The 22,685-nt window shown below is 64.2% G+C and carries 2 protein-coding genes; both read right to left on the bottom strand.

The genetic code is table 11. The features are described 5' to 3' along the window. Window positions 1–83 precede the first annotated feature (83 nt). Entirely contained in the window at window positions 84–21,227 is a 21,144-nt protein-coding gene (locus tag BLV67_RS33470) for a non-ribosomal peptide synthetase (protein WP_069787460.1), read from the bottom strand. Between the two features lie 335 nt (window positions 21,228–21,562). Next, window positions 21,563–22,685 (bottom strand): non-ribosomal peptide synthetase (locus BLV67_RS04160; RefSeq protein ID WP_143039889.1); only part of this gene is annotated, 1,123 nt, incomplete at its 5' end.

The raw sequence follows: 22,685 nt of genomic DNA, 5'->3' as shown, positions 1-22,685 counted from the left end.
TTGCCGGGCTCGCGCTAAGTTGCGTGATTGCTTGCTTCAGGTAAGGGCGCAAGCGCCCGTGCCGGCTCCCCCTCTGCCACAGGTCATGAGGTCACCTTGCCGACCGGCACGACCAGCCCGTCGTGCCACCAGGACGCCAAGCTGTAAACATACGGCGCCTTGAGCAACGTGAAATGGTTGCCTGGGCCATACCAGGTCTCCAGGTGATCGGTATGCCGGCTCCACCCCTCGATCATGCCGGCCTGTTCGCGCTGATTGCCCTGGGCGTCCAGGGTCGGATCCTCGGCCAGCACCAGGCGTATAGGGCCGTTGAAGCGCGAGCGTGGCTGGTACACCGTGCGCAGCGCGGCACCGAAGGTACGCGCCGGGCCGTACATCACATCCGGGGTCGAGCGTGCCGAGAGCATGCCGACCCGCACCATGGCGCCGTGCAATGCCGCCAGTTGCGCCGTTTCGTTAAGGCTGGCAAACACGTGCGGATCAATCCCGAAGGGTTTTCCGGCCGCCAGTTGCATGGTTTCGATCAGCCGCAGCAACACACCGGTGGCCGTATACGGCTTGCCGGCCACGCCGGTGCCGCCAGGAGCCTCACTGTCGACCAGGGTCAGGGACAGCACTTCACGTCCCAGCGCCTGCAGGCGCAGCGCGACTTCGAACGCCACCCAACCGCCAAACGAATGCCCCAGCAGATGCACGGGCCCGACCGGGCATTGCTGTTCCAGCGCCACCAGATACGCCTGCGCCGCCGATTCCACACGGCTATGGGGCACCGATTTGGCGTCCAGACCACGGGGTTGCAGGCCATGGATCGGCCAATCCGGCCCAAACGCATCGGTCAGCCCGATAAAGCCGGTAACGCTGTCGCCGGCCCCAGGGATGCAGAAGATCGGTGCACGCCCGGCCTGCCCACTCTGGATCGTCAGCAGCGGCTGATGCAGCGCCTGGTTCGTGGCCGCCGGCAAGGCACTCAGGGCTGTGCCGAGGGCCTGGCCCAGGGCCGCGATGTGCGGCGCCTGCATCATGCTCTGGTGATCGCCCGGTACATTAATGCGGTGCAGCAACGCGGCCGGCACGATCTGATCCCAGCCCAGCGTCTCGCTGCTGCGTGAAGCGTCATCAGTACGCTGTTCAGCAGTGAACAAATGCACCGCAATATTCAGCGCGGACAGGTTGTAATGCGCCTGCGCATGGCCGTGGGCGACTTCACGATCCAGGTAAGCCCACAACCCATCACGTGACAGTGCCGCCAACTGCGGTTGCAACAAGCCGGCGTCGCGACAGCGTTGCAACAGGCTGTTGAAGTCCAGTTGCTCGGCTTCGCGCTCCAGCTGTGCCAGGGTCGCCAGCGCGTGGCCGTCCACCGGCACCTGGGCCTGGCAAAAAGCCCGGCACTGTTCAAGCAGATGCAAGTGATGGGCATGGGCCACCGACCAGCGCGCCTTGCCCTGGTCCACCAGGCGCGGCACGTGGGTATCGAGCAAGCCGAGGAAGCTCACCTCCTCGTCCATGCCGATCAACTGCGCCGCGATTTCGTACGCCAGTACCCCGCCGAACGACCAACCGGCCAGGCGGTAAGGGCCGTGGGGTTGAACCGTGCGCATCAGGTCGATATGCCGGGAGGCCAGGCATTGCATGGTCTGCAACTGCGGCGCCCCCCAGGCCACGCCTTCGAGCCCGTACACCGGAATATCAGCGTCCAGATGCTGGCCCAGCGCCGGGAAATACACATTCAAGCCGCTGAACTCGTGCACCAGGAACAGCGGAGCCTGCGTGCCCCCGGCACGCACGGTGACCAGGCCCTGTTCCAGCGCCGGCGCATCGGTGCGCAAGCGCAACAGCGCCGCCATCGACGCGACGCTGGCGTGCTGGAACAACTCTGCCAACGTCACCTGCACCTGTGCTTGAGCCAACAGGCTGACCAGGCGAATCGCCAACAGCGAGTGCCCGCCCGATTCAAAGAAGCTGTCGTGACGCCCCACTCGTGGCAGTTTCAGCACCTGGGCCCACTGGCTCGCCAACCGAGCTTCCAGCGCATCCGCCGGGGCTTCGTAGTCGCGGCTGAGCATCACCTGCTCCGGAGCCGGCAGCGCCTTGCGGTCCAGCTTGCCATTGGGCGTTACCGGCAAGCTGTCCAACTGCACATAGGCACTGGGCATCATGTACTGCGGTAAGTGAGTCAGCAGCTCCTCGCGCAGTTGCTCGATCGAAACCGGCGTCCCGCACAGGTAGGCCACCAACTGCTTGCCGCTGACCTGCCCCGCGCTGTCATCCCGGGCCATGACCACCGCCGCGCGCACACCTTCGCAAGCCAGCAGCGCACTTTCGACTTCGCCCAGTTCTATGCGGAAGCCTCGGATTTTCACTTGGTCATCATTGCGCCCCAGGTACTCCAGCGTGCCGTCCGGCAGCCAGCGGCCAAGGTCACCGGTTTTATACATTCGGCCTGGTGCATCGCTGAACGGGTCGGCCAGGAAGCGCTCGCGGCTCAGTTGCGGTTGGTTGAGATAGCCTCGTGCGAGGCCGGCACCGGCAATATGAATCTCACCGGCCACTCCCAGACCAGTCGGATGGCCATGGGCATCCAACACATACACACGGGTATTGGCAATTGGACGGCCAATGGCGCGTGGGTGCGGGTTGGCTGCGAACACCTCATTGGCGGTGGCGATAATCGTGGCCTCGGTCGGGCCATAGGTATTGAGCAAGCGTGGCGTATGCCCGCTGCGCAGGAACCAGTGCTGCACCGCTTCCGGGCTCAGTTCTTCACCACCCACCACGACTACCCGCACGGAGCTCGGAATGGCGGTCACAGGGTCGTCCGCCAGGCCCTGCCAGAACCGCGTAGGCAGACTGATCACTGACAGACGCGCCTGCGCCGCCAGCGCCCAGAATTGAGCGGCATCATTCAACCAGGCAGCGCTGCGCAGCACCAGGGTGGCGCCGCAGGTCAGCGCACCGAAGATCTCCTCGATGGAGGCATCAAAGTTGATGGTCGCAAATTGCAGTGCACGATCCCCCGCCGTCAGGCCGGTCAAGCCGCGAATGGCACGGATCTCGTTGCACAGACCGGCATGCTCGATCATCACGCCTTTGGGCGTACCGGTGGAGCCGGAGGTGTACAGCACGTAGGCCAGGTGCCCGCTGTCGAGCCCCCGTTCAGCCGCGAGCGGGTTGTGCTCGCTCAGCTCACGCCAGGGTTGCAGCGCACTGTTCAAGGTCAACACGTGCAACGCCTGTGGCAGCGCACCGAGCAACGGCAGTACCGCATACTCACTGAGCAACACTCGCGGCGCACTGTCGGCCAGCATGAAGGCCAGGCGTTGTGGCGGGTAGGCCGGGTCGAGCGGCACGTAGGCGGCGCCAGCCTTCAGGCTGGCGAGCAAGGCCACCACCATCTGTGTTCCGCGTTCCAGGGCGATGGCTACACGGTCATCGGGCTGCACGCCGAGGGCGATCAAATGATGGGCTAACTGGTTGGCCTGGGCATTCAACTCGCCATAGGTGAGCGACTGGCCGTCAAACTCCAGCGCGATGGCATCGGCATTGCGCAGTACCTGTTGCTCGAACAACCCATGGATCAGTTGGTCCTGGGCGTCGTCGGTGAGGGTCTGGTTGAAGTCCAGCAACACTTGGCGACACTCGACCAGCGGCAGAATCTCCAGGCTGCTCAGTGAAGCGTTCGGGGTGCGATCCAATGCGTCCACCAGGCTGTCCAACGCGCCGTGCATATAGGCACATACGCGCTGCGCGCCGATGTCCGGGCTGACCTGCACGGTCAGGGCAAAGGCCTGGCCAAAGTCATCGACGTCCAGTGACAGCGGATAGTTACTGCGCTCTTCACCGCCCAGGGCCTGGATACCGGCCCATACGGCAATGTCCTCACTGGAGGCTGCGCCGACACTGTGACGGTAGTTGAGCAAGGCGCTGAACAGCGGTGCCGGCGCGGCCACGCCGCTGCAACGCTGCGCCAAAGCCAGGGAAGCGTGTTCATGGCTCAACAGCGTGCTCAGGCGGGCATGGGTAGCCTTGACCCCCGCCTGCGCGCTTTCGGCACCCAGGCTCACGCGCAGCGGCAAGGTGTTGATAAACAGCCCCAGGGCGCGTTCGCCGCCCTGCATGCCGCCCATCAGCACGGTACCGAACACCACGTCATCCTGGCCGCAGACATGCGCCAACACTTGGGCCCATGCCACATGAATCAGGCTGGCGGCACTCACGCCCAGTTGCCGCGCAGCACTGCGCAGGCGCTGACCGAGGCTGTCTTCCACGGGCAGTTGCGCCAGTTCCAGGGCCCCCCCGGCTTGCACATCGTGCAGGCCGAACGGCAGGGTCGGTTCGTCGATGTCCGCCAGCATCGCGCTGAAGAACGCTTCATGCTCCTGTTCGGTCATGCCCAGGCGTGCCTGGGCCACGTAGTTGCGGTACGGCACCGGTGCATTCAGGCGGGCTTCCTGGCCCGAAAGGAACGCCTGCAACTCGTATTGCAGGATGTCCATGGCGACGTGATCGAACAGCATGTGATGGAACATAAACAGCGCGGACCAGTGCTGTTGCGGGCCGTCATAGGCACACACCAGGCGCATCAGCGGGGCGTCGTGCAGGTCCATGCGGAAATGGCGCGGGTCGAAGCGCTCACGCAGTTGCGCGGCGGCGTCGCCCTCGCCTTCCAGGCTGATCTCTTCGAGTGCGAATGGCACATGGCGCAGCACCACCTGCACCGGCTCGCTCAAGCCTTCCCAGCGCATGGTCGAGCGCAGGATATCGTTGCGCTCGACCACGCCTTGCAACGCCTGGGCAAAGGCGTCGAGGCGCTCGCGGCTGTCAAAGTTGAACGTCGCCTGCTCCAGGTAAACGTCGCCTTCATCGGCAAGCAAATGGTGGTAGAGAATGCCTTCCTGCAACGGCGTCATGCCGTAGATGTCCTGCACGTTGGCCAGTTGGCCCGGCACGCTGGCGACCAGGCTATCGATTTCGTCCTGGCCGAGGCTGGCCAGCGGCAACATCTGCGGGGTAATCCGTTGGCACGCGGCGGTGATGCCATTGGCCGGAATGGCCAGTGCACGGCGGCTGCCCACGACCTTGGCCAACCCCGCCAGGGTCGGGTGGGTAAACAAGGCGCCGACGTCGACCCGAAGGTCTTCCTGGCGCATGCGCTCCACCAGTTTGACCGCCAGCAGCGAATGGCCCCCCAGCTCGAAGAAGTTGTCATGCCGACCGACCTGCTCCAGCTGCAAGACCTGCGCCCAGATCAGCGCAAGACTGCGTTCGATACGCCCCTCGGGCGCCTGGTAATCACGGCTGGCCACCGCCAGCTGATCCGGGGCCGGCAAGGCCCTGCGGTCGAGCTTGCGATTAGGCGTCAGCGGCAAAGCCTCGAGGGTCACGAACGCAGACGGAATCATGTATTCGGCCAGTAACGGCGCCAGGTAACTGCGCAGGCCGGCCGCCGTGAGGCTGACCCCGGCGTGCGGTACCACGTAGGCCACCAGGCGCTTCTCGCCGGGCAGGTCTTCGCGGGCAATCACAGCCGCTTCCTTGACCCCGGCGCAGTTGCCGAGGCGCGCTTCGATCTCGCCCAATTCGATACGGAAGCCGCGCACCTTGACCTGGAAGTCATTGCGGCCCAGGTACTCGATCGAACCATCGGCCAGGTAGCGCGCCAAGTCACCGGTCTTGTACATCCGCGCAGCCGGCGCGGTGCTGAACGGATCAGCGATAAAGCGCTCGGCGCTGATGACGTCGAGGTTCAGATAACCGCGTGCAACCCCCTCACCGCCGATGAAGATCTCCCCCGCCACACCGAGCGGCACCGGCTGCTGCTGGCTGTCCAGCAGGTAGATACGGGTGTTGGCCATCGGTTTGCCGATGGTCGTGTTGCCGTTGGTGTCCGCGCTATGGGTCACGTACGCCGCGGTGCAGGACACCGTCGCTTCCGTCGGGCCATAGGTGTTGATCAGGCGGGTATGGGCCGGACGCACTTCGTCCCACAGCTCCAACTTCTGCGCCGACAGCGCATCACCGGTGACGTTGATCAAGCGCACATGCTGCAAATGCGCCTGGGCCTGGTGCGGCGTGTGGTGCCATTCGGCGGCCAGGGTGTGCCAGTGCGCCGCCGTCAGGTGCAGGACGGTGGGCGTGATCGCCGGGTCCTTCGCGGCTTCGCTGCCAAAGACATGGCGGCTCGGCGCCAAGGTTGCGCCCGCCAGCAGGGCCGGGAAGATCTCCTCCACCGACAGGTCGAAGTTCAGGGTGTTTTGTTGCAGCACCGTGTCCTGCGCGGTCAAGCCGAACAAGCGCGCGGCGTCCAGGCTGTAGTTGACCAGCCCACGGTGCTCGATCATCACGCCCTTGGGATTGCCGGTCGAACCCGAGGTGTAGATCACATACGCCAGGTGACGAGCTGTCAGGCCCGGTACCTGTGGGTTGTGTTCGGCACCCGTATGCGGCGCATCGAGCAGCACGTGCGCAATCGTCAGCGCCGGCAGGCGCTCCAGCAGCCTGCGCTGGCTCAGCACCACCGACGGCGCACTGTCGGCGATCATGTAGGCCAGGCGCTCCGGCGGGTAGTTGGGGTCCAGCGGCACATAGGCGGCGCCGGCCTTCAGCACCCCGAGCAGGCCCACCAGCACCTCATCGCCCCGCTCGGCGCAGATTGCCACGCGGTCATCCGGGCCGACCCCAAGGCCGATCAACTGGTGCGCAAGGCGGTTGGCTCGGCGGTTCAGCTCGGCATAACTGAGGCGTTGCTGTTCGAACGCCACGGCAATGGCCTGCGGATGCGCCTCGACCTGGGCCTCGAACAACTGGTGAATGGTGCTGTCGTGCGGATAGGCCACCTGGTTGGCGTTAAGGTCGTGCAGCAGGTAGTTGCGCTCCTCTTCATCCAGCAACCGGATGTGTGCCAACCGGGCCTGGTCATCGGCGACCATCGCCTGCAGCAGGCGTTCGAAATAGCCCAGATAACGTTGCATCGTGGTCTCGTCGAACAGCGCGGTGGCGTACTCCAGTGCGCCGGCGATGTGGCCCTGCACTTCGCTGAGGTCCAATGACAGGTCGAACTTGGAAAAACTGCTGGCCTGACCAACCCCTTCGAACTGCAAGTCGCCCATCACCAGGCTTGGGCCGTCGCTGTTCTGCCAGGTCAACAAGGTCTGGAATACCGGGCTATGGGCCAGGCTGCGCGCCGGCTTGAGCACCTCCACCACTTGCTCGAACGGCAAGTCTTGATGGGCTTGCGCGGCCAGCGTGCGGTCCTTGGCATGGGCCAGCAAGGCTGCCACGCTCCAGTCTTCGCCGGCGCCGATACGCACCGCCAGGGTGTTGACGAACAGGCCGATCAGCCCTTCGACTTCGGCGCGCATGCGGTTGGCGGTCGGCGAGCCGATCACCACTTCATCCTGGCCGGACAACCGGCAGAGCAACGCGGCCCACGCCGCCATCATGGTCATGTACAACGTGGTGCCGTGGCGCTGGCTCAGGGCCTTGAGGCCGGCGGTCAGGTTGACGTCGAGCAGCAGGCTCAAGGTGGCGCCGCTGTAGTCCTGGCGAGCCGGCCGTGGGCGATCGGTGGGCAGCATCAGCAGTGCAGGCGCATCGGCGAGCACTTGCTGCCAGTACTGGCTTTGCTGCTGCAGGACTTCGCCACTCAACCAACGCCGTTGCCATACGGCAAAGTCGCTGTATTGCAGGGTCAACGGCGGCAGCGGATCGGCGTGGCCAAGACGGAACGCCTCGTACAGCGCCATCAGTTCACGGGTCAGCACCCCCATCGACCAACCATCGGAGACGATGTGGTGCATGGTCAGCAGCAACACATGGTGATCGTCGGCACGCTGCAACAGGCAGGCCCGAATCAACGGTCCTCGCTCCAGGTCAAAGGGTTCCAGCGCGTCGGCACTGATATGCGCCTGCAACGCGACATCATTGTCGACTGACAGGCGCAGCAGCGCGAACCCCTGCTCCGGCGGGTCAATACACACCAGGGGTTCATCGTTGTGTTGCACAAACCGGCTGCGCAGGGCTTCGTGACGCGCCACGATGGAGGCCAGCGCGCTTTCCAGCGCCTGGGCATCCAGGTGGCCCCGCAGCCCGAGGGCAATCGGCATGTTGTAGGCAGTACTGGCGCCTTCCATCTGCGCCAGGAACCACAAACGTTGCTGGGCGAACGACAGCGGTAAGTCCTGGTCTCTAGGCACCGGCAGGATGGCCGGCAAGGTGCTGCGCGCCGCCTGGGCCAGCACCTGAGCCAACGCGGCCAGTTGCGGCTGGGCAAACAACTCGGCCAGGCTCAACTCCACGCCCAGCCGCTGGCGCACCTGGGAGATCAAGCGCATCGCCAGCAGCGAATGCCCGCCCAATTCAAAGAAGTGCCCCTGGCGCCCGACCTGCTCCAATCCCAGCAAATCCTGCCAGATCTGCGCCAGCGTGGTTTCAAGCTCGCCTTCGGGGGATTCATACACGCCACTGACTACCGCATCGAGGCCCGGCGCCGGCAGCGCCTTGCGATCCAGCTTGCCGTTGGGGCTCAGCGGCCATACCGCGAGCTGCACATAGGCCGACGGCACCATGTACTCCGGCAATGCGCCTTGCAGGTAGGTACGCAGGTCTTCGACCTTTGGCGCCTGCCCTGTGAAGTACGCCACCAGGCGTTCATCACGCACCAGTACTGCCGCTTCGATGACCTCGGGACAGGCCGCGAGCAAGGCTTCAATTTCACCGAGCTCGATGCGCAGGCCGCGAATTTTGACCTGGTCGTCATTGCGCCCCAGGTAGTCGAGCGTGCCGTCTGTACGATAGCGCGCCAGGTCGCCGGTGCGGTACATGCGCCCGCCGGTGGTGTGCGGGTCGTAGAGGAAACGCTCGGCCGTCAGTTCTTCACGGTTGAGGTAACCGCGCGCCACACCGGCGCCGCCGATGTACAGCTCACCGACGCTGCCGGTCGGCATCGGTTGCCCGTAGGCATCCAGCACGTAGAGCGTCAGGTTGCGCAATGGCCGGCCCAGGGGAATATCGCCCGCCCCATAGCTCGAAAGGTCGGCGTCGACCGCGTGCCACGCAACCACGTCGCTGCACTCTGTCGGGCCATAGCTGTTGATGAAGAGCGGGCGTGGGGCCTGCAGTTTTTCCAACTGCGACAGTTTGATCGGCTCACCGCCCAGGACCACCCTGCGCAGGCCGCTCAACACCTGTTGTTGGTCGGCATCGATCAGCGCATAGAACGCACTCGGTGCCAGGTTGATGTGGGTGATCGCCTGCTCGCCGATCTGGCGAACGATACTCGCCGGATCAAACGGGCTGTCGGCCAGGTGCAAGGTGGCACCCACCGCAAGGCTGGCGAAGATGTTTTTCTGAGTCAGGTCGAAGCTGTGGGAGGTCAGCAGCAGCACCGCATCGCTGGCGTCCAGCCCGACGTCTTCGAGGTACCAGCCAAGCATGTTGACCACGCCCTGGTGCTCGACCATCACGCCTTTGGGCTGACCGGTGGAGCCCGAGGTGTAGATCACGTAGGTCAAGTGCGTCGGGCTCAGCCCGGCCACCTGCGGGTTATGCAGGGCGTGCTCGCGCCAATCGCCACCGTCAAGGTCGACCACCGGCAGCCCCGGCGCGCAGGCCAACTGTGCGGTCACGCCGTGCACCAGCAACGCCGCCGGAGCGCTGTCTTGCAGCATGTAGTGAATACGTTCCAGCGGGTAGTTCGCGTCGATCGGTACGTAGGCGCCGCCGGCCTTAAGAATCGCCAGCAAACCGACGATCAACGCAGGGCTGCGCTCGACACAAATCGCTACACGTGCATCCGGTTGTACGCCGAGCTGGCGCAGATGATGGGCCAGTTGGTTGGCGCGCTCGTTGAGTTCGCGGTAGGTCAGCGAGTGATCACCCGCCTGCACGGCCAGTGCTTGCGGGGTGCGCACGGCCTGTGCTTCAAACAGGCTGTGCACGGTGCCGGGGTTGAGCGGTGTGCGCAGGCCACTGAGCGCGACCCGTTGTTGTTGGCGCTCCGGTTCATCGAGCAGCGGCACGCGCGCCAGCACACCCTGATCATCGCTGACCATGGCCTGCAACAGGCGCTCGAAATAACCCAGGTGACGCACGAGTGTCGCCTCATCGAACAGCGCCGTGGCGTAGCTCAGGGAACCGATGATATGGCCCTGGGCTTCGCTCAATTCGAGGGACAGGTCGAACTTGGCCGCCGTGTTGATCTGGCCGCCGCCCTCCACTATAAGGTCGCCGAATGCCGGGGCCGCGCCCTCGCTGCCCTGCCAGGTGAGCATGGTCTGGAACAGCGGGCTGTAGGCCATGCTGCGCACCGGCTTGACGATATCCACCACTTGCTCGAACGGCAGGTCCTGATGCGCCTGCGCGCCCAGCGCCTGGGTCTTGACCCGCGCCAGCAAAGTTTGCACCGTCGGTTCGCCCGAGGCATCGATGCGCACCGCCAGGGTGTTGACGAACAGGCCGATCAGGCTCTCCACTTCGACCCGATTGCGGTTGGCTACCGGCGAGCCGATGACCACTTCATCCTGCCCGGACAAGCGGCTCAGCAATACAGCCCACGCCGCCAGCAGGGTCATGTACAACGTGGTGCCATGCCGCTGGCTGAGTGCCTTGAGGCCCTCGCTCAACGGCGCATCCAGCTGCAATGGCAGCACCGCGCCGCTGAAGTCCTGCTGCGCCGGACGCGGGCGGTCGGTGGGCAGGGTCAACACGGCCGGCGCGCCGGCCAGGGTCTGCTGCCAATACAGGTTCTGCTTGTGCAGCACCTCGCCACTCAACCAGCGGCGCTGCCACACAGCAAAGTCGGCGTATTGCAACGCCAACGGCGGCAACGGGTCGGCCAGGCCCTGGCTGTAGGCGCCATACAACGCCACCATTTCGCGGGTCAGCACGCCCATCGACCAGCCATCGGCAGCAATATGGTGCACGGTCAGCAGCAACACATGGTGTTCATCGCCCAGGCGTACCAGGCGCGCCCGCAGCAACGGGCCGTTGACCAGGTCGAACGGCGCCAGTGCTTCATGCTCGGTCAGTGCCTGCAATTGCTGCGGGGCGTCGGCCTGCTCGCGCAGATCATCCTGCTCCAGTACGAACGAACCTTCGACCGGAGTAAACACCAGTTGCGGTTCATCATTGTCCACCACGAAGGCGCTGCGCAGCACTTCATGGCGACTGACGATCTGCGCCAGTGCGCGCTCCAGCGCCAGGGCGTCCAGTGTGCCACGCAGGCCCAGACCGATCGGCATGTTATAGGCCGCTGCGGCATTGTCCATCTGTGCCAGGAACCACAGGCGTTGCTGAGCAAACGACAGCGGCAACGATTCTTCGCGGGACACCGGCACAATCGCCGGCAAGTGGCTGCGCCCCGCCTTGGCCACTACCTGCGCGAGTGCCGAGAGCTGCGGGTGCGCAAACAGCGCCGCCAGGTCCAGCTCCACGCCCAAGTGCAGGCGTACCTGGGAGATCAAGCGCATGGCCAGCAACGAGTGGCCGCCCAGTTCAAAGAAGTGATCCTCGCGCCCGACCTGCTCGACCTTGAGCACCTGGCTCCAGATCTGCGCCAGGGCGATTTCCACCTCACCCTCGGGCGCTGCGTAGCCGCGCGTGAGTAATGCCTCCTGATCGGGAACCGGCAGGGCCTTGCGGTCCAGCTTGCCATTGGCGGTCAGCGGCAGGCTGTCCAGGCGCACATACACCGCTGGCACCATGTATTCCGGCAACTGCGTCTGCAACGCACTGCGCAGGGCTTGACGGTCGACCGGCAGGTGTTCGGTGAAGTACGCCACCAGGCGTCCTTCACGCGCCAGCACCACGGTTTCGCTGACGTCCGGGTACTCGCTCAAGCGGCTTTCGATTTCGCCGAGTTCGATGCGCACGCCACGGATTTTCACCTGGTCGTCGTTACGGCCCAGGTAGTCCAGGGTGCCCTCCTCCAGCCAGCGTGCCAGGTCGCCGGTACGATACAGACGCGCCGACGGATCCTGGCTGAACGGGTCACGCAGGAAACGTTCGGCGCTCAGTTCCGGGCGGTTGAGGTAACCACGCGCCACACCGGCACCACCGACGTACAGCTCACCGACCACGCCTTTGGGCACGGGCTTGAGGTGTTCGTCGAGCAGGTAGACCTGGGTGTTGGCGATGGGTTTGCCGATGTGCAGGTGCTGGCCGGGGTTGATCAGGCCGGAAGTGGCAACCACCGTAGCCTCGGTCGGACCATAGTTGTTGACCACCTGAAAACGCTGCGGCGTGCTGAACTGACGCAGGCGGTCGCCGCCGATCAGCAAGGTTTTAAGGGTCGGGTGTTGCAGGTCCTGGCTGAACGCGTATTCCGCCACTGGAGTCGGCAGGAAGCTCACGTCCAGCGGCTGTGCCAGCCACCAATGCAACAGCGCATCGATGTCTTCGCTGCCCTCCTTGGCCGGCGGCAGGTGCAGGGTCGCCCCCACGCAAAGGGCTGGCCAGACTTCCCAGGCCATGGCGTCAAAGCCAAACCCGGCGACGCTGGAGGTTTGGCTACCGGCGTGCAGGTTGAAGGCGTGGCAATGCCAATGCACCAGGTTTTCCAGGGTACGGTGTTCCACCATGACCCCTTTGGGCAAGCCGGTGGAGCCGGAGGTGTAGATCACATAGGCCAGGTTCGCCGACGTCAGGCCCTGCACGTTCGGGTCAAGTGTCGGACGGCGATGCCATTGATCACTGTCCAGCTCGATCACCGGCAATGGCGTGTCGCTGAGCAATGAGCGGGTATTGGATTGCGCCAGCACCAGCACCGGCGCGCAGTCTTGCAACAGGTAGGCGATGCGTTCCTGCGGGTGCGCCGGGTCGATCGGCACGTACGCCGCGCCGGCCTTGAGGATCGCCACCAGGCCGACCAGGGTTTCAAGGCTGCGCCGCGCGCAAATGGCCACGCGGTCATCCGGGCGCACCCCCTCTTCGAGCAGGCGGTGGGCCAACTGATTGGCGCGCTGGTTGAGCTGGCGATACGTGATGTGCTGGTCACCCTGGCACACCGCCGTGGCATCCGGTTGCCGCTCGACCTGCGCCTCGAACAGCCGGTGGATGGTCTGCGGCTCGGGGTAGTGCACGGCGGTGACGTTGACATCAACCAGCACCGCCTCACGCTCGGCGGCAGACAGCACCGACAATTGACTCAAGGCCAGCTGTGGCGTTTCTTCCAATGCGTTGACCAATTGCGCCAGGGCCGTCTGCATAAAGCCGCAAACCCGTTGCGCACCGATTTTTTCCAGCGCCTGGGCATTGAGTTGGAAGCCTGCGCCAAAATCATCGATGTTCAACACCAGCGGGTAGTTGGTGCGCTCTTCCATGCTCAGGGCCTGGATGCCATCCCAGGCAGCGATGTCCGCACTTGTAGCCTCGACCGGCGCACTGTGCCGATAGTTGAGCAAGGTATTGAACAGCGCTTGCGCCGCCGGCAGGCCGCTGCACTGCTGAGCCAGGGACAAAGACGCGTGTTCATGGGCAAGCAATTGTGACAGGCGTTCGTGGGTGACACGCACCGCCTCGCGGGCACCGTGCTCACCGACACTGACCCGCAGGGGCAAGGTGTTGATGAACAGCCCCAAGGCACGGCCGGCGCCTTCACCGCCTTGCAGGCGGCCGAGCAACACCGTGCCGAACACCACTTCGTCACGCCCGGCAACCTGCGCCAACACCTGCCCCCAGGCCAGGTGCATCAGGCTCGCAGCGCTGACCCCGAGCAGACGCGCTTGCTCACGCAGGCGCGCGCTCAATTGACTGTCGAGCATCAGGTGGGCTTCTTCGACACCGCTGCCATCGCCCTGCACATCGCGCAGGCCGAACGCCAGGGTCGGCTCGTCAATATCACCGAGCAGGTCAGTGAAGAAGCGTTCATGGGCCTGTCGATCGGCACCGAGGCGCGACTGTGCCACATGGTTGCGATACGGAATCGACGGCGCCAAGTGTTCGGTATGGCCCTTGAGGCTGGCCTGGACTTCCTCGATCAGCACCTCAAGCGCGGTGTGGTCGAGCATCATGTGGTGGAACAACAGAATGCCCACCCAGCGCTGGTTGGCACTGTCCTGGGTATAGGCCAGGTGCATCAGTGGCGCACGCTGCATATCCAGGCGGTAATGGCGCGGGTCGAACTGACTGTGCAATTGCGCCAGTACGTCACCGTCGCCCGCGTCGATCACCACTTCTTCCAGGCCCAGGGTTGCCTGGCGCCAAACCACCTGCACCGGCTCTTCGAGCCCGTCCCAGACAATACTGCTGCGCAGGATGTCGTGGCGGTCGATGACGCTCTGCAGTGCCTTGGCAAACTGGTTCACCGGTTCCGGTCCGGTGAAGGCAAACAACATATGCAGCAAGTAAGCATCGCCTTGCGGCGCAGCCAAGTGATGGTAGAGCATGCCGTCCTGCAACGGCGCCAGCGCGTAGATGTCCTGCACGTTGCGCGTACCGCCCGACACACTGGCGACGACACGGTCGATGGCCGCCTGGTCCAGATCGACCAGCGGCAGCAAGTCCGGCGTGATACGGGAGCAGTCCAGACCGATCAGGTTGGCCGGTACCACCAACGCTTGATGGCCACCGACGGCCGCCGCCAACGCCGCCAGGGTCGGTTGGCCGAACAACACGCGCACGTCGGCGCTCAAGTCGATCTGACGCATGCGCTCGATCAATTTGACCGCCAGCAGCGAATGACCGCCCAGCTCAAAGAAGTTGTCATGGCGGCCCACGCGAGGCACGTCAAGCAACTCTTGCCACAGCGCCGAGAGGGTCTGCTCGACCTCGCCTTCAGGGCGCTCGTATTCACGTCGGGCCAGGGCGTCGCCGTCGGGTGCCGGCAGAGCCTTGCGATCAAGCTTGCCGTTGGTGGTCAGTGGCAAGCGCGCCAGCATGACGAACGCGCTGGGCACCATATAGTCAGCCAGCGACACCAACAATTCAGTGCGCAACGCCGTAGCCGATGGCTCTGCGCCCTCGGCCGCGATGACATAAGCCACCAGGCGCTTGTTGCCGGGTGCGTCTTCGCGGGCAATCACTACGGCTTCACGCACGCCTTCACAGGCGGCCAGGCGCGCTTCGATCTCACCCAACTCAATGCGGAATCCACGGATCTTCACCTGGTCGTCATTGCGCCCCAGGTAGTCAATGCTGCCGTCCGCCAGCCAACGCCCCAAGTCCCCGGTCTTGTACAAGCGGGCATCAGCACGGCCGCTGAACGGGTCGGCGATAAATCGTTCGGCGTTCAATTCAGGTCGGTTCAGGTAGCCACGGGCAACCCCGGCACCACCGACATAGAGTTCACCGACGACACCCACCGGCACGGGTTCGCGCTGCTCGTCCAGTACATACAGCTGCAGGTCGGGAATGCGCCCGCCGATGGGGCTAACGCCCACCAACTGGGCATCCGCCGCTTCAAGGGCACGATAGGTCACGTGCACGGTGGTTTCGGTGATGCCGTACATGTTCACCAGTTGCGTGCTGGCGTTGGTCGTGCGCGCATACCAGGGTTTGAGAAGCCCCGGCTCCAGGGCTTCGCCACCGAAGATCACCTGCCGCAGGGAGTGCTTCAAGGCGCTCTGGCCCTGGGCGGCAATCAACGAACGAAAGGCACTCGGCGTCTGGTTGAGGACGGTGACGCCGGCGCTGCACAGCAGCGCATAACATTCGTCCGGCGAACGGCTGGTAAGCTGCGGCACCACCAGCAACTGGCCGCCATGGATCAGCGCGCCCCAGATTTCCCACACTGAGAAGTCGAAGGCAAACGAGTGGAACAGCGCCCACACGTCCTGCTGGTTGAAGTTGAACCAGCCTTCGGTGGCGCTGAACAACCGCGCTACGTTGCGGTGTTCGATCATCACGCCTTTGGGTAGCCCGGTAGAGCCGGAGGTGTAGATCACATAGGCCAGGTTCGCCGAAGTGAGGTCGGGCACCTGTGGGTTCAGCGCTGACTCGACTTGCAAGCCCGCCGAATCCAGGTCGATCACCGGCACCGACAACTCGGCCACCAGGGCGTGAGTCACCTGCTGCACCAGCACCGCCACCGGTGCGCTGTCTTGCAGGGTGTAGCTGATGCGTTCCTGCGGATAGGCCGGGTCAATCGGCACATAGCCGGCACCCGCCTTGAGGATGCCCAACAGGCCGATGATCATCTCCAGGCCACGTTCGACGCAGATCGCTACGCGATCGTCCACGCGCACACCCAGGCTCAACAGGCGATGCGCAACCTGGTTGGCGCGGCGGTTCAGTTCGCCGTAGCTCAAGCGCTCATCGTCAAACAGCACGGCGGTCGCGTCAGGGCGTTCAGCGGCTTGCTGCTCAACCTGATGGTGGATCAAGGCCGCGTCGGCAAACAGGCTGTCGGTGGCGTTCCAGTGCTGCAACAGGTGCTCGCGCTCAAGCGCCGGCAGCATCCCCAGGCCTCGCAACGAGGCCTGCGGGGTCTGCTCCAGGGCTTGCACAAGGTTGTCGAGGACGCACTGCATGTAACCGCAGACCCGCGCGGCGCCAATTGCCGCATCGGCCATCACCGAGAGGCTGAATGCCTCACCCATGTCGTTGACCGACAGGGTCAGCGGGTAGTTGGTGCGCTCCTTGCTGTCGAGCACCGCAATGCCTTCCCAGGCCGCTACCGCTTCTGCCGAGACGTCTGCACCGCCGAGCTGGCGATAGTTGAGCAGCGAACTGAACAGGGGTGTGGATGCCGCGATTTTGCTGCAGCGCTGCGCCAGCACCAGCGAGGCATGCTCATGGCCGAGCAAACCGGTCAAGCGTGTATGGGTGCTCTTGACCATGGCGCGCACACCGGCCTCACCCAGACTGACCCGCAACGGCAAGGTATTGATAAACATGCCGAGGGCACGGTCGGAACCTTCACCGCCCTGCAAACGTCCCAGCAATACGGTGCCGAACACCACATCGTTGCGCCCCGAAAGGCCACCCAGCACCCGGGCCCATGCCAAGTGATACAGGCTGGCCGGCGTCACACCCAGTTGGCGTGACTGCGCGCGCAAGCGCTGGCTGAGGCGATCATCCAGCTCCAGGACCACCTCCTCGACGCCATGACCGTCGCCCTGCACGTCTTGCAGGCCAAACGGCAAGGTGGGCTCGTCAATGTCCCCCAACATCTCGGTGAAGAACGCTTCGTGTTCTTCGCGGCTCACGCCCTGGCGTGCCTGCGCCACATAATTACGGTACGGCACGGACGGCGCCAGCAATGCTTCTTCGCCACGGGTGTGGGCTTCGATCTCCGACGTCAGCATCCGCAGCGAGGTGGCGTCATCCACCAGATGATGCAGCAGCAACACCGCGACCCAGCGTTGGTTCGGCGCATCTTCGCTGTAACCGATGCGCATCATCGGCGCCTGGCGAATATCCAGGCGGTGATGACGCGGGTTGAGGCATTCGGTCAACTGCGTGGCGATATCGCCGCCGGCCGGGTCCAGGTGAATCTCGTCGACGCCCAGCTCCGCTTCGCGCCAGACCACTTGCACCGGCTCATCAAGACGCTCCCACACCACCGCGGTACGCAGGATGTCATGCCGGGAAATCACGCCTTGCAGCGCAGCGGCAAACCGTTGCAGGCGCTCGCGGCTGTCAAAGCTGAAGGTCACGTATTGCAGGTAGGGATCGCCTTGGGCAGCGGCAAGATGGTGATACAAGATCCCTTCTTGCAGCGGCGCCAGGCTGTAGATTTCCTGGACGTTGGCCGCACCGCCCGGCACCGTCGCAACAATGCGGTCGATGGCGGTCTGGTCCAATTCAGCCAGGGGCAGCATGTCCGGGGTGATGTGTGCGCAACCCTCGGGCACCCGACGGGCGGGCACCACCACATCCTTGTTCGCACCGGCCACGGCGGCCGCGAGTGCGGCCAGGGTCGGTTGGCCAAACAACACGCGCACATCGGCGCCCAGGCCGACCTGACGCATGCGCTCGATCAGCTTGACGGCCAACAGTGAGTGACCGCCCAGTTCGAAAAAGTGATCCTCACGGCCCACGCGCTCGACCCCGAGCAAGTCTTGCCAGATCGCGGCAATCGTGGCTTCTACCTCACCTTCGGGGGCCGCGTATTGCCGGCGCGCCAACGCGTCGGCATCCGGCGTCGGCAGGGCTTTGCGGTCGAGCTTGCCATTGGTGGTCAACGGGAACTGCGCCACCCGCACAAAGGCGGCCGGTACCATGTATTCAGCCAGGGACAGCAGCAACTGCTGGCGTAATTCGGCGGCCGATGGTTCGGCGCCGTCGCGGGCGATGACGTAGGCCACCAGGCGTTTGTCGCCGGGCTCATCCTCACGGGCAATCACCACGGCCTCGCGCACACCGTCACAGGCAGCCAGGCGCGCTTCGATCTCGCCCAACTCAATGCGGAAACCACGGATTTTAACCTGATCGTCATTGCGCCCCAGGTAGTCGATGCTGCCATCGGCCAGGCGACGCCCGAGGTCACCGCTGCGATACAAGCGCGCCGCGGCGCGGGTGCTGAAAGGGTCGGCAATAAACCGTTCGGCATTCAGTTCCGGCCGGTTCAGATAGCCACGGGCAACCCCGGCGCCGCCGACATACAACTCGCCCACCACGCCGACCGGTACGGGTTCGCGCTGGTCGTCAAGGACATACAGCTGCAGGTCGGGAATGCGCCCGCCGATGGGGCTAACGCCCACCAATTGGGCATCCGCCGCTTCAAGGGCATGATAGGTCACGTGCACGGTGGTTTCGGTGATGCCGTACATGTTCACCAGTTGCGTGCCGGCGTTGCTGCTGCGCGCATACCAGGGTTTGAGAAGCCCCGGTTCCAAAGCTTCGCCGCCAAAGATCACCTGACGCAGGGCGTGCTTCAAGGCGCTCTGGCCCTGGGCGGCAATCAACGAACGAAAGGCACTCGGCGTCTGGTTGAGGACGGTGACGCCGGCGCTGCACAGCAGCGCATAACAGGCGTCCGGCGAGCGACTGGTGAGCTGCGGCACTATCAGCAACTGCCCGCCGTGCATCAGCGCACCCCAGATTTCCCATACGGAGAAGTCAAAGGCAAACGAATGGAACAGGGCCCACACGTCCTGATCATTGAAATTGAACCAGGCCTCAGTGGCGCTGAACAGGCGCGCCACGTTGCGGTGTTCGATCATCACGCCTTTGGGTAGGCCAGTAGAGCCGGAGGTGTAGATCACATAGGCCAGGTTCGCTGCGGTCAGGCCCGGCACCTCAGGGTTATCGGTCGATTCAGCGCGGCAATCGCCAGCGTCCAGGTCGATCACCGGCACCGACAACTCAGCCACCAAGGCGTGAGTCGCCTGCTGTACCAGCACCGCCACGGGTGCGCTGTCTTGCAGGGTGTAGCTGATGCGCTCCTGCGGATAGGCCGGGTCAATCGGTACATAGCCGGCACCCGCCTTGAGGATGCCCAACAGGCCGACGATCATCTCCAGGCCACGTTCGACGCAGATCGCCACGCGATCATCCACGTGCACGCCCAGGCTCAACAGGCGATGCGCAACCTGGTTGGCGCGGCGGTTCAGTTCGCCGTAGCTCAAGTGCCGGCCTTCATAGACCAACGCACAGGCGTCGGGGTGTGCCGCCGCCTGCGCCTGGAACTGGCCATGAATCAACGCACTGTCGGCAAACACTGTGTCGCTGCTGTTCCAGTGTTGCAGCAGGTGCTGGCGCTCGTTCGCCGGCAGGATACCCAGGCTTTGCAGGGGGGCTTCTGGTGCGTGTTCCAGGGCCGCTACCTGACTTTCCAGTGCCGCATGCAGGTAATGGGCGACGCGCGACGCACCGATTTCGGCGTCGGCCAGTACGGTGATGTGAAAGTCTTCACCCAGGTCGTCGAGGTTGACGGTCAGCGGGTAGTTGGTGCGTTCTTCAGCGCCCAGGGCTTGCATGCCGGCCCAGGCCGCCTGGGCCTCGGCACTGCTGCCTGAAGCACTGTGGCGGTAGTTGAGCATGGCGCTGAACAGCGGCGTGGGCGGCGCAACGGCACTGCAGCGCTGGGCCAGGGCCAACGAGGCGTGTTCATGCTGGAGCAAGGCGGTGAGACGCTGATGGGTCAGCCTCAGGCCGCTGCGTACGCTTTGCTCACCCACGCTCACGCGCAGCGGCAACGTGTTGATGAACATCCCCAGGGCGCGATCCGAACCTTCGCCCGCGTGCATGCGACCCAACAGCACAGTGCCGAACACCACTTCCTGGCGCCCGGAAACCTTGCCCAGCACTTGGGCCAGTGCCAGGTGCATGACGCTGGCCGCGCTGACGCCCAATTGCCGCGCCTGCACGCGCAGACGCTTGCTCAAGCCGTTGTCGAGCATCAAGTGGCTTTCTTCAATGCCGTGGCCATCGCCCTGCACATCCTGCAAACCGAATGGCAGCGTCGGCTCATCAATGTCGCCAAGCATCTCGCGAAAGAATGTTTCGTGTTGTTGCTCACTGACCCCCAAGAGCGCCTGGGCCACATAGTTGCGGTACGGCACCGGCTCACCCAGGTGTTCGGTCTGCCCGAGCAGGAAGGCTTGCATCTCGTGCTGCACCACTTCCATCGCGGTATGGTCCAGGGCCATATGGTGAAACAGCAGCACCGCCACCCAGCGCTGGTTCGGCGAATCCAGGGCAAACGCCACGCGCATCATCGGCGCCTCGCGAATGTCCAGGCGATAGTGGCGGGCATCGAAGCGGGCGCGCAACTGGCCGAGCACATCGCCGTCGCGCGGATCCAGGTGCAGTTCTTCATGGTTCAACGTGGCCTTGCGCAGCACTACCTGCACCGGTTCATCCAGGCTTTCCCAAACCACCGTGGTCCGCAGGATGTCATGACGCTTGATCACGTATTGCAGGGCCTGAATGAAGTGCTCCAGGCGCGCGCGGCTGTCGAAGGCGTACTGCGACTGCAGCAAATAGGGGTCGCCCTGCTCAGCGCTCAAGTGGTGGTACAGCATGCCTTCCTGCAACGGCGCCAGCGGGTAGATATCCTTCACATTGGCCAGCCCGCCCGGCACGGCGTCGACGATCTGGTCGATGGTCGCCTGCTCCAGCGTGGTCAACGGCAGCATCTGCGGGGTAATGCGGTAAGCCGGGCTCAACCAGTCCCCCCCGTTGCGGGTTATCAACTCAAGCAATTGCGCCTTGTGGGTGCGTACGTTGTCGATCAACCCATCATCAAGCGCCTCATCGTCGCCGAGGATGATCAAATCATCCTCCTCACGTTGCAGATGGATCGCGTGGGTCGAAAGAACTGCCATCAATTCGCTGAAGTGCATGTTGTGACCTGCTTAAGATTCGAAAACAGTGACGAGAAAGTCCGGTTTCAATTGCAACCTGTGCATCGCGCATTGAGCAGCAGCGCCAAGCCCCTCATGGGCAGGACACCGTTATCGTCAGGTTTAAAAAAGAGATGGATCGAATACGTGCCCCAGGGCTTTCCACAGGGCTGGAAAACTAAAACATCCACGAGAAGGTGTATGTCATGGGAAGCCGGGACAATGCGGGGGTGACATGCCGATAATTCACGCAGGGAGTCGGGGCTGCGTCACCGCGAGGCCAATGTGGGAGCGCGCAAGCTCGCTCCCACGTGGACCTCAGATCAGACGCCGACTCAAATGCGGCGCTTGCGCTCAAGCGTCGGCACGCTTGATTGCGGCACCACCACGTGCTCCACCTGCCCTACCGCCGCGGCCATTGCAGCCAGCGTCGGTTGCGCGAGCAGCACCCGCAGATCGGCGTCCATGCCTTGCTTGCGCATCTGCTCAACCAGGCTGACCGCCAGCAGTGAATGCCCACCCAGCTCGAAGAAGTGGTCATGCCGCCCCACTTTCTCAACCTTGAGCACGCTCTCCCACAGCCGTGCCAGGGCGACCTCCACTGCCCCCTCCGGGGCCTCGTAGACACGACTGAGCAAGGCGTCCTGGTCCGGCGCCGGCAAGGCCTTGCGGTCAACCTTGCCGTTGCTGGTCAGCGGCAGGCTGTCCAGGCGCACATAGGCGCTCGGCACCATATACTCCGGCAGTTGCCCTTGCAGGCGCGTGCGCAGTACCTCGATGTCCAACGCTTGACGCTCAGTGAAGTAGGCCACCAGACGCTTGTGCCCTGGTTCATCCTCACGGGCCAGCACAATTGCGTCCCTGACACCGGGGCAACTGGCCAGGCGGGTTTCGATCTCGCCCAGCTCGATACGGAAACCACGGATTTTCACCTGCTGGTCGTTACGCCCCAGGTACTGCAAGGTGCCGTCCGCGCGCCAGGCCACCAGGTCGCCGGTGCGGTACATCAGGCCGGCGTCGCGGAACGGGTCGGCGAGGAATTTCTCCGCCGTCAGGTCCGCACGGTTGAGATAGCCCAGGGCGACACCCTGACCACCGATATACAGCTCGCCGGTCACGCCGAGCGGCACCGGTTGCTGATGGGCATCCAGCACGTAGGCACGGCTGTTGCCGACCGGCCGGCCAATCGGAATGCTGCCTTCCTCGGCCGAGGTGATTTCAAAGGTGGTCGAGAAGGTGGTGGCTTCGGTCGGGCCATAGCCATTGAGCAGGTGCTGCGGTGCGCCGTCCTTGAGCACCCGGGCGATGACACTTGGGTCGAGCACATCGCCGCCGACGATCAGGTAGCGTAACTGCTTGAACACCGGCAGCAACCCTTCGGCGTACTGGTGGAACAAGCCCGCGGTCATCCACAACACGCTGACCGCTTGCTGCTGCAACAGCGCCGCAAAATCGGCC

It is taken from the genome of Pseudomonas salomonii (assembly GCF_900107155.1).
Lineage (GTDB): Bacteria > Pseudomonadota > Gammaproteobacteria > Pseudomonadales > Pseudomonadaceae > Aquipseudomonas > Aquipseudomonas salomonii.
This window is presented reverse-complemented; position numbering and strand designations above follow the sequence as displayed.